The organism is Streptomyces sp. SP18BB07 (genome assembly GCF_036322545.1).
Taxonomy (GTDB): Bacteria; Actinomycetota; Actinomycetes; order Streptomycetales; family Streptomycetaceae; genus Streptomyces; species Streptomyces deccanensis.
The window spans coordinates 1-267 of sequence record NZ_JAQYWT010000110.1; the positions used below are offsets into that span (position 1 = coordinate 1).

A 267-nucleotide genomic window follows, 5' to 3' on the forward strand; every position below is an offset into this window, starting at 1 on the left:
GAGATCTACACAACCGCGGACACGCTGGCCCGACACGACGCTCTTCCGATCTCCTGACCGCCGAGGATGCCCTCGGTGCCCACCTCACGGGCCATCCGCGTCACCTGATCGGCGAAGCTCGACAGCTGGTCGACCATCGTGTTGACGGTGTTCTTCAGTTCGAGCATCTCGCCCGCGCCATCCACGGTGACCTTCTGCGAGAGGTCGCCGTTGGCCACGGCCGTCGTCCCGGCCGCGATGTTCCGCACCTGTCCGGTGAGATTCCGG

General features: G+C 65.9%; 1 pseudogene. It reads right to left on the reverse strand.

The features are described from left to right. Positions 1-53: 53 nt before the first annotated feature. A pseudogene (locus tag PUR53_RS00310) lies at positions 54-267 on the reverse strand (HAMP domain-containing protein); the annotation flags it as partial.